This window comes from Bacillus cereus group sp. MYBK222-1 (assembly GCF_051916425.1).
GTDB lineage: Bacteria > Bacillota > Bacilli > Bacillales > Bacillaceae_G > Bacillus_A > Bacillus_A paranthracis.
Map to the genome: position 1 here is coordinate 123,823 of NZ_JBQAGP010000008.1, position 10,287 is coordinate 134,109.

Genomic DNA, 10,287 nt, shown 5'->3' on the forward strand with positions numbered 1-10,287 from the left:
ATGGTTCACGTCGACGAACATCGCCCTTGAGTGCTAAGCTGAAGCATTTGTCTAGGCTTAGACGGTAGCTCCGTTATTAGCTAGACTCATTTTATGGGTCACTGAGGCAAGAGTATTCTTGCAAAGAAGGGTGGTACCGCGAAATCTTTCGTCCCTTCAGCACATAGCTGGAGTGTGGACGTAGGATTTTTTTTATTGATAAAAGTTTTTAAAAGGGGGCTTATAAGAACAATGTCTTCAAAAACGGAAGAGAAACTGGCAACTGGTGCACAGCTATTGTTAGAAGCGCTAGAAAAGGAAGGAGTAGAAGTGATTTTCGGTTATCCTGGTGGTGCTGTTTTACCTCTTTATGATGCACTCTATGACTGTGAAATTCCGCATATTTTAACAAGGCATGAACAAGGTGCTATTCACGCTGCTGAAGGATATGCCAGAATTACTGGCAATCCAGGGGTTGTCATTGCAACGAGTGGACCAGGTGCTACAAATGTGATTACTGGTCTAGCAGATGCGATGATTGATTCATTGCCACTTGTTGTATTTACAGGGCAAGTAGCAACAACGTTAATTGGAAGCGATGCTTTCCAAGAAGCGGATATTATGGGGCTTACGATGCCAGTGACAAAACATAACTATCAAGTGCGAAAGGCTTCCGATTTACCTCGAATTATTAAAGAGGCATTTCATATTGCTAGAACAGGAAGACCAGGCCCAGTCGTTATTGACCTTCCGAAAGATATGGTAGTAGAGCAAGGCGAACGATGTAGTGATGTGCAAATGGATTTACCAGGATACAACCCTAATTATGAACCGAATCTACTGCAAATAAACAAATTATTACAAGCAATTCAGGTTGCAAACAAGCCATTAATTTTAGCTGGAGCAGGTGTATTGCATGCGAAAGCTTCAAAGGAATTAACAAGTTTTGCTCGTAAATATGAAATTCCTGTTGTGCATACATTACTTGGTCTTGGTGGGTTTCCACCAGATGATGAACTATTTCTAGGGATGGGAGGAATGCATGGTTCTTACACAGCTAATATGGCGTTATATGAATGCGACTTACTCATTAATATAGGCGCTAGATTCGATGATCGTCTTACTGGAAATTTAGCTTATTTTGCGAAAGAGGCGACTGTCGCGCATATCGATATTGATCCAGCAGAAATCGGAAAAAATGTACCGACTGAAATTCCTATTGTTGCAAGTGCTAAGCAAGCGCTCCAAGTATTACTTCAACCAGAAGGAAGGAAAGAAAATCATCATGAGTGGATCTCTTTATTAAAGAATAGAAAAGAAAAGTATCCATTCTCTTATAAACGAAATTCTGAAAGTATTAAGCCTCAATATGCAATTGATATGTTATATGAAATTACGAAGGGAGAAGCGATTGTAACAACAGATGTGGGGCAACATCAAATGTGGGCAGCCCAATATTATCCGCTGAAAACTCCAGATAAATGGGTAACTTCAGGAGGACTAGGAACGATGGGCTTCGGATTTCCAGCAGCAATTGGTGCCCAAATTGCAAAGCCTGATGAATTAGTTATTGCAATTGTTGGTGACGCTGGATTTCAAATGACTCTGCAAGAATTAAGTGTGTTAAAAGAACACTCTTTACCTGTTAAAGTATTTATTTTAAATAATGAAGCTTTAGGAATGGTAAGACAATGGCAAGATGAATTTTATAACAAAAGATATTCGCACTCTTTACTATCGTGTCAACCAGATTTCGTTGCTCTTGCGAATGCGTATGGCATAAAAGGGGTTCGCATAGATGATCCACTTCTTGCAAAGAAACAATTGCAGCATGCAATTCAATTACAAGAGCCAGTCGTAATTGATTGCCGTGTACTTCAATCAGAAAAGGTAATGCCGATGGTTGCGCCAGGGAAAGGTGTTCACCAAATGGAGGGAGTGGAAAAAAGGTGAAGAGAATTGTTACAGCAACAGTTCGAAATCAAAGTGGTGTGTTAAACCGAATTACAGGTGTTATGACACGAAGACATTTTAATATTGAAAGTATTTCAGTAGGTCATACGGAATCATCGGACATATCGCGGATGACGATTGTTGTACACGTTGAAAATGAACAGCAAGTTGAGCAGTTAATTAAACAACTTCATAAGCAAATTGATGTTTTGAAAGTATCAGATATTACAGAAGAAGCGATGATTGCAAGAGAACTCGCACTTATTAAAGTAGCAACATCAGTAGCAAGAGCAGAATTATACAGTTTAATTGAACCGTTTCGAGCCGCTGTAATAGATGTTGGGAAGGATTCCATAGTTGTGCAAGTAACAGGTACGCAGGAAAAAGTAGAAGCATTAATTGAATTACTTCGTCCATACGGTTTGAAAGAAATTGCAAGAACAGGTGTAACAGCCTTTACGCGTAGTATGAAAAAGCAAGATAAGCAAGTAATGTTAATTCAATAATCATTTAAATATAGGGGGAAATGAAAATGGCAAAAGTTTATTATGAAAAAGATGTAACGGTAAATGTATTAAAGGAAAAGAAAGTAGCAATCATTGGATATGGCTCGCAAGGTCATGCGCATGCGCAAAATTTACGTGATAACGGATTTGATGTAGTAGTAGGTTTAAGAAAAGGTAAGTCTTGGGATAAAGCGAAAGAAGATGGATTTTCTGTATATACAGTAGCAGAAGCAGCAAAGCAGGCTGATGTAGTAATGATTTTGCTGCCAGATGAACTGCAACCAGAAGTATATGAAGCGGAAATTGCGCCAAATTTACAGGCAGGAAATTCTCTCGTTTTTGCACACGGATTTAACGTTCACTTTGATCAAGTGAAACCACCAGCGAATGTAGATGTATTTTTAGTAGCACCAAAAGGGCCGGGACATTTAGTTCGTCGTACGTTTGCTGAAGGAGGAGCTGTTCCTGCATTATTTGCAGTATACCAAGATGCAACAGGAGTTGCGACTGAAAAGGCACTTTCTTATGCCGATGGAATTGGAGCGACGAGAGCTGGTGTATTAGAAACGACATTTAAAGAAGAAACAGAAACAGACTTATTTGGAGAGCAAGCTGTACTTTGCGGCGGAGTAACTGCGCTAGTAAAAGCTGGATTTGAAACGTTAGTTGATGCGGGATATCAGCCGGAACTTGCATATTTTGAATGTTTACATGAACTGAAACTTATTGTTGACCTTATGTATGAAGGTGGACTTGAAAATATGAGATATTCAGTTTCAGATACAGCGCAGTGGGGCGACTTCGTATCAGGGCCACGCGTTGTAACGGAAGATACGAAGAAAGCGATGGGTACAGTGCTAGCAGAAATTCAAGATGGTACATTTGCAAGAGGTTGGATTGCAGAGCATAAAGCAGGAAGACCGAATTTCCATGCGACAAATGAGAAAGAGAATGAACACGAAATCGAAGTAGTTGGACGTAAATTACGTGAAATGATGCCTTTCGTACAGCCGCGAGTAAAGGTAGGGATGAAATAATATGAAGCAGATTTTGTTCATGGATACGACGCTACGTGATGGCGAACAATCACCAGGAGTGAATTTAAATGAACAAGAGAAATTGCAAATTGCAAGGCAATTAGAAAGACTAGGGATTCATGTTATGGAAGCTGGCTTTGCAGCAGCTTCCGAAGGGGATTTTCAATCGGTAAAACGTATCGCGAATACAATTCAAAATGCTACAGTTATGAGTTTAGCTAGAGCGAAAGAAAGCGATATTCGAAGAGCATATGAAGCTGTGAAAGGTGCGGTATCTCCTCGTTTACACGTATTTTTAGCTACGAGTGATATTCATATGAAATATAAACTTTGTATGTCAAAAGAGGATGTGTTAGATAGTATTCATCGTTCTGTTACACTTGGAAAATCATTATTTCCAACAGTACAATTTTCTGCAGAAGATGCGACAAGAACAGCAAGAGATTTTTTAGCTGAGGCAGTAGAAGTTGCGATTCGTGCAGGAGCCAATGTAATTAACATTCCAGATACAGTTGGATATACGAATCCAGAAGAATATTATTCTCTTTTTAAGTACTTACAAGAATCCGTTCCTTCATATGAAAAAGCAATTTTCTCTTGTCATTGTCACGATGACCTTGGAATGGCTGTAGCAAATTCGTTAGCTGCAGTTGAAGGGGGAGCATTGCAAGTAGAAGGAACAATTAATGGAATTGGAGAGAGAGCAGGGAATGCGGCATTAGAAGAAGTCGCAGTTGCTCTTCATATTAGAAAAGATTTCTATCAAGCAGAGCCTTCTATGACGCTAAAAGAAATTAAAGCGACAAGTACATTAGTAAGCAGATTAACAGGTATGGTTGTACCGAAGAATAAAGCAATCGTGGGAGCGAATGCATTCGCTCATGAATCCGGAATTCATCAAGACGGCGTTTTAAAAGAAGTGACAACGTATGAAATTATTGAACCAGAGTTAGTAGGCGAATCTCAAAACCTATTTGTACTTGGAAAACATTCTGGACGTCACGCGTTTACAGAAAAAATGAAAGAGCTTGGCTATGAATTTACAACGGAAGAACGAGATGCAGTGTTTGAAGCGTTTAAAAAATTAGCTGATCGTAAGAAGGAAATTACGGAGGAAGATTTACGAGCACTTATGCTTGGTGAAGCAGCATTTGCGGCTCAGCAATATAATATTACGCAACTGCAAGTACATTTCGTATCAAATAGTACACAATGTGCGACAGTTGTACTAAAAGATGAGGAAGGAAATGTATTCGAAGATGCAGCTACTGGCTCTGGTAGTATTGAAGCAATTTATAATGCAATCCAAAGAATTTTAGGATTAGAATGTGAATTGGCGGATTATCGCATACAATCTATTACACAAGGTCAAGATGCACTGGCTCATGTTCATGTTGAATTAAAAGAAGGAACACATCAAGTATCAGGTTTTGGTGTTGCGCAAGACGTATTGGAAGCGTCGGCGAGAGCATATGTCCACGCAGCGGGGAAATTGAAATCTTTTATCCAGCTTGTGAAATAAGTGTTTGATAGGTGAGAGGGGCTATTCTCACCTATCAAATTAAAGTTCTGAAAATTCTGTTAAAAGGAGTGTTGAAATTGGAAAAACGTATCGTTTGTTTAGCTGGTGATGGGGTTGGACCGGAAGTTATGGAAAGTGCGAAGGAAGTATTGCATATGGTAGAAAGGTTATATGGTCATCATTTTCATTTGCAAGATGAGTACTTCGGCGGGAGTGCTATCGATTTAAATGGGCAACCATTACCACAACGAACGCTTGCCGCTTGTTTAGCAAGTGATGCGGTTTTACTAGGAGCAGTTGGTGGACCAAGGTGGGATAGTGCGAAAGAAAGACCAGAGAAAGGATTATTAGCTTTAAGAAAAGGGCTCGGTGTATTTGCGAACGTTCGCCCTGTAACGGTAGAAAGTGCAACGGCACATTTATCGCCATTAAAAAAGGCTGATGAAATTGATTTCGTTGTCGTTCGTGAATTAACAGGTGGGATTTATTTTTCTTATCCGAAAGAACGAACCGACGAAGTAGCAACGGATACACTTACGTATCATCGCCATGAAATTGAACGTATCGTTTCTTATGCTTTTCAATTAGCGAGTAAACGGAAGAAAAAAGTAACATCTATTGATAAGGCGAATGTTTTAGAATCTAGTAAACTATGGAGAACTGTAACAGAAGAAGTAGCACTTCGTTATCCAGATGTTGAACTAGAACATATTTTAGTAGATGCAGCTGCTATGGAGTTAATTCGGAATCCAGGACGGTTTGATGTAATTGTAACAGAAAATTTATTTGGGGATATTTTAAGTGACGAAGCCTCCGTATTAGCTGGATCATTAGGAATGCTTCCGTCAGCAAGTCACGCGGAAAAGGGTCCTTCATTATACGAGCCTATTCACGGATCGGCACCGGATATTGCCGGGAAAAATAAGGCGAATCCAATTGCGATGATGCGCTCTGTTGCCATGATGCTTGGACAATCGTTCGGATTAACGAGAGAAGGGTGTGCAATTGAAGAAGCGATTTCAGCAGTCCTTAAATTAGGAAAATGTACAGCAGATATCGGGGGGACTGAAACGACAACTTCATTTACGAAGGCAGTAATGCAAGAAATGGAAGAGCAAGCGCTAGTAGGGAGAGGAAGATAATGGGGAAAAGGTTGCTAGATAAACTTTGGGAAAGACACGTAGTTGCGACAAATGAAAATGGATTAGATTTATTATATATCGATCTGCACCTTGTTCATGAAGTAACGTCACCGCAAGCCTTTGAAGGCTTGCGGCTTACAAATCGAACGGTACGCAGACCAGATTTAACATTCGCAACGATGGATCATAATATTCCAACGAAAGATGTTTGGAATATTACCGATCGCATTGCGAAGCAGCAATTAGATACACTTCGGGAAAATTGTAAACAATTTCAGGTGCCGTTAGCAGATATCGGAGATGAAGAGCAAGGGATCGTTCATGTTATCGGACCAGAACTTGGGCTCACGCAGCCAGGAAAAACAATTGTTTGTGGTGATAGTCATACAGCAACGCACGGTGCGTTTGGCGCGCTAGCATTTGGTATTGGTACGAGTGAAGTGGAACATGTATTGGCAACGCAAACGTTATGGCAAAGAAAACCGAAAGCGATGGGAATTGAGTTAAAAGGAAAATTACAGAAAGGCGTTTACGCAAAAGATATTATTTTGCATCTCCTTTCAAAGTACGGTGTAGCAGTTGGAACTGGATACGTAATGGAATTTTACGGAGAGACGATTGGGGCTATGGAGATGGAAGAGAGAATGACGCTTTGTAATATGGCGATTGAAGGAGGAGCAAAAGCGGGTATTATCGCGCCGGATGAAAAAACATTTGCTTATGTAAAAGGACGTAAATATGCACCGAGAGACTATGAAACTTTCGAGAAGAAATGGTTTGAACTGTATACAGATGCAGATGCAATTTATGATTTACATATTTCGATAGATGTGACGGATTTAGCGCCGTACGTTACGTGGGGAACGAACCCGAGTATGGGAGTTCGTATTGATGAGAAATTGCCAGAAAAGCATGATGTAAATGACGAAAGAGCATTCTCTTATATGGGATTAAGCCCTGGACAAAGTACGTATGACATTCCAGTTCAGCATGTTTTCATTGGATCTTGTACAAATTCCAGGCTCTCTGATTTAGAAATTGCTGCATCTGTTGTGAAAGGGAGAAAGGTAAAAGAAGGTGTGCGAGCACTCGTTGTACCTGGATCGAAAAGAGTAAGAGACGCGGCGATGCAAAAAGGACTACATCACATATTTGAAGAAGCAGGATTTGAATGGAGAGAACCTGGATGTTCCATGTGTCTTGGAATGAATCCAGATCAAGTACCTGAAGGAGAGCATTGCGCTTCAACTTCAAATCGTAATTTTGAAGGAAGACAAGGAAAAGGAGCACGAACGCATTTAGTTAGCCCAGCAATGGCGGCAGCAGCTGCGTTATATGGTCATTTTGTTGATACAAGAAAGGAGAGTTATGATGGAGCCATTTCGTATTCATAAAGGTACTGCCGCAGTACTTATGAATAATAACATTGATACGGATCAAATTATTCCGAAGCAATATTTAAAGAGAATTGAAAGAACTGGGTTTGGAAAGTTTTTATTTGATGAGTGGCGATATGATAATGAACGACACGAAAACCCTAATTTCCCACTAAATGCACCAGATAGAAAAGGAGCAAGTATATTAATTACAGGTGATAATTTTGGATGTGGTTCTTCAAGAGAACACGCACCGTGGGCACTTGCTGATTATGGTTTCCGCGTAATTATCGCGGGAGGGTTTGCAGATATTTTTTATATGAATTGTATGAAGAACGGTATGTTACCAATTGTAATGGATAAAGAAATGCGAGAAAAGCTTGCCAAAACAGATGCAAGAGAACAAATAGAAGTAGATTTAGAGAATGAAGTAATTACAACAAGTACGCACAGGTTTCATTTTACAATCGAGAAAATGTGGAAAGAGAAATTATTAAATGGTTTAGATGAAATTAGTATTACAATGCAATATGAACAAGAAATAAAAGAGTATGAAAGAAGGATAGCTGTATATTAAAAGATAACGGAATATTTAAAATGTATTTACATTCAGAATTAAGTATTATATACTATGTAAAAATTAGAGGAGAAAGGGAGTAAGTATTATGAAAACAATGCAATCTATTAAAATGCTTACACAACTACATCATCATACATAAAGCCCTTGAACCTAGCGTGAAAACGTGTAGGTGCAAGGGTTATTCCCGTTGTACCTACACGCTACTAAAGAGCCTTGTAGGTATATTTTATCTACAAGGCTCTTTTTATTTTCGGTTTAGGTGCATGAAATAAGCATACATTAGAAAGGGAAAGGTGTGAGAATTTCGATGACAAAATGGAAACGGGCAAATCCAAATGGAACGAGAGATTATTTATTCGAAGAATGTACGTTAATTGAAGAAGTGGAGCAAAAATTAAGGCGTACTTTTTTAGAGAGAGGTTATGAAGAAATAAGGACACCAACAATTGAATTTTATGATGTGTTCGCCTTTCAAAGCAGGCCGATAGATGAAGAAAAGATGTATAAATTTTTTGATGAAAAGGGAAGGATTATCGTATTGCGTCCAGATATGACAATTCCTTTAGCGAGAGTGATCGGAACGCAGAGGTGTGATACACCACTTAAAGTGACGTATAGCGGAAATGTATTTCGAGCGAATGAGTCCCTTACTGGAAAATATAATGAGATCGTGCAAAGTGGTATTGAAATTATCGGTATTGATAATGTAAGAGCTGAAATTGAATGTGTTATAAGCGTCATTCAATCACTTCAAAAGTTGAAGGTGCAATCTTTTACAATAGAGATTGGGCAAGTACAGTTATATAAATGTATTGTCAAAAAGCTCTCCATTCATGAGGAAGAAGAGAAAGTTCTTAGAACATATATTGAAAGTAAAAATTATGCCGCTTTATCCAATTTTATTAGAGATAAGAAATTAGATCGATGTGATGAAACAGTAAAGTTACTGGAGAAATTACCGAGGTTATTCGGGAATTTAGAAGTGATTGAGGAAGCAGAAAAACTCGCCTCAAGTAATGAAATGAAAATGGCTATTACAAGAGTGAAAGAAATATATGAAGCAATTGAAAAACTAGGCTATGGATCTTACATATCAATTGATTTAGGAATAATTCAACATTTGGACTATTATACAGGTGTTATTTTCAAAGGGTATATATATGAAATTGGGGAAGAAATTGTTAGTGGCGGAAGATATGATGAGTTAATTGGAAATTTTGGAGAAATGTTACCGGCTGTTGGACTCGCGGTGCAAGTTAATCAAATTGTAAAGGCGCTGCAAGAGCAGCAAGAGCCATATGAACGAAAGAGAATAGATATTATGATTCATTACGAGTTAAATAGATTAGCAGAAGCGGAACGATTACGAAATTTACTTCAAAAGGACGGGAAAAAAGTAGCGCTATCTTTATTCTCTAATTTAAATGATACTTTTCAATTTGCTAGAAAAAATCAAATTGTAACGGTCGTTGAGGCAAAGAACGAATCATTAGTGGAATATGTATGGAAAGAGAAATGGGTCGTCCAGAAAGAAGGAGAAACTTCATGCGTAACATTCAAATTGCGTTAACGAAAGGGAGATTAGAAAAACATGTGATTCCGCTCTTTGAGCAGATTGGAATTGATTGTTCAGAGCTCAAAAATAAAGGAAGAAAACTTGTCTTTCAAAGTAAAAATACGGATATCTCATTTATTTTAGTGAAAGCAGTAGATGTTGCTACTTATGTAGAACATGGAGTAGCGGATATCGGAGTCGTTGGAAAAGATATTTTAATGGAAAACGAGAAAGATATTTATGAAATGTTAGATTTAGGAGTAGGCGTGTGTAAGTTTTGTGTCGCTTCTATTCCTACTTATAATCCGAAGAGCTACCGGAAGAAATGCATTGCGACGAAATATCCACATATTACTTCTAACTATTTTCATGATAAAGGAGAGGATGTAGAAATTATTAAAATAGAAGGTTCTGTAGAAATTGCTCCTATTCTTGGATTGGCAGATGCGATTGTTGATATTGTTGAAACAGGAAAAACATTACAAGAAAATGGACTCATTGTATTTGAGGAAATGTATTCTATATCTGCTCGAATGATTGTAAATAAGGCTGCATTAAAAACTAAAAAAGACGAAATATTCAGTATTATAAATATGATGGAGCAAGAAATTTTGTCAGGAAAATAGGGGGACTTGTA

Annotated in this window: 9 protein-coding genes and 1 other annotated feature (1 of these 10 only partly in view); all 9 genes read left to right on the forward strand. The window is 38.5% G+C overall.

What is annotated here, in order from left to right; translation table 11 throughout:
* Window positions 1-159 (forward strand) — a binding site (T-box leader); it begins 70 nt to the left of the window's first position.
* A 72-nt stretch (window positions 160-231) separates the two neighbouring features.
* Complete coding sequence (ilvB, locus tag ACTFR9_RS24280; RefSeq protein ID WP_000095855.1) at window positions 232-1,932, forward strand: acetolactate synthase large subunit; 1,701 nt, start codon at window positions 232-234, stop codon at window positions 1,930-1,932.
* Complete coding sequence (gene ilvN, locus ACTFR9_RS24285) at window positions 1,929-2,438, forward strand: acetolactate synthase small subunit (protein ID WP_000822948.1); 510 nt, start codon at window positions 1,929-1,931, stop codon at window positions 2,436-2,438. The genes ilvB and ilvN overlap by 4 nt, the downstream gene beginning before the upstream one ends.
* A 26-nt stretch (window positions 2,439-2,464) precedes the next feature.
* Complete coding sequence (gene ilvC / locus ACTFR9_RS24290) at window positions 2,465-3,475, forward strand: ketol-acid reductoisomerase (RefSeq protein ID WP_001151733.1); 1,011 nt, start codon at window positions 2,465-2,467, stop codon at window positions 3,473-3,475.
* A gap of 1 nt (window position 3,476) precedes the next feature.
* Entirely contained in the window at window positions 3,477-4,997 is a 1,521-nt protein-coding gene (gene leuA, locus ACTFR9_RS24295; protein WP_000809579.1) for a 2-isopropylmalate synthase, read from the forward strand.
* 77 nt (window positions 4,998-5,074) lie between these two features.
* Complete coding sequence (gene leuB / locus ACTFR9_RS24300) at window positions 5,075-6,139, forward strand: 3-isopropylmalate dehydrogenase (protein ID WP_000415369.1); 1,065 nt, start codon at window positions 5,075-5,077, stop codon at window positions 6,137-6,139.
* Complete coding sequence (gene leuC, locus ACTFR9_RS24305) at window positions 6,139-7,533, forward strand: 3-isopropylmalate dehydratase large subunit (RefSeq protein WP_000518106.1); 1,395 nt, start codon at window positions 6,139-6,141, stop codon at window positions 7,531-7,533. The genes leuB and leuC overlap by 1 nt, the downstream gene beginning before the upstream one ends.
* Window positions 7,511-8,092: a 3-isopropylmalate dehydratase small subunit gene (gene leuD / locus ACTFR9_RS24310; protein WP_000433210.1), complete on the forward strand. Its 582-nt coding sequence runs from the start codon at window positions 7,511-7,513 to the stop codon at window positions 8,090-8,092. Before leuC ends, leuD begins: the two co-directional genes overlap by 23 nt.
* 310 nt (window positions 8,093-8,402) lie before the next feature.
* Window positions 8,403-9,665, forward strand: coding sequence for an ATP phosphoribosyltransferase regulatory subunit (hisZ, locus tag ACTFR9_RS24315; protein WP_000170315.1), 1,263 nt, complete (start codon window positions 8,403-8,405; stop codon window positions 9,663-9,665).
* A complete protein-coding gene (hisG, locus tag ACTFR9_RS24320; protein WP_001244470.1) occupies window positions 9,641-10,276 on the forward strand; it encodes an ATP phosphoribosyltransferase in 636 nt (211 codons plus the stop codon). Before hisZ ends, hisG begins: the two co-directional genes overlap by 25 nt.
* Window positions 10,277-10,287: the final 11 nt, after the last annotated feature.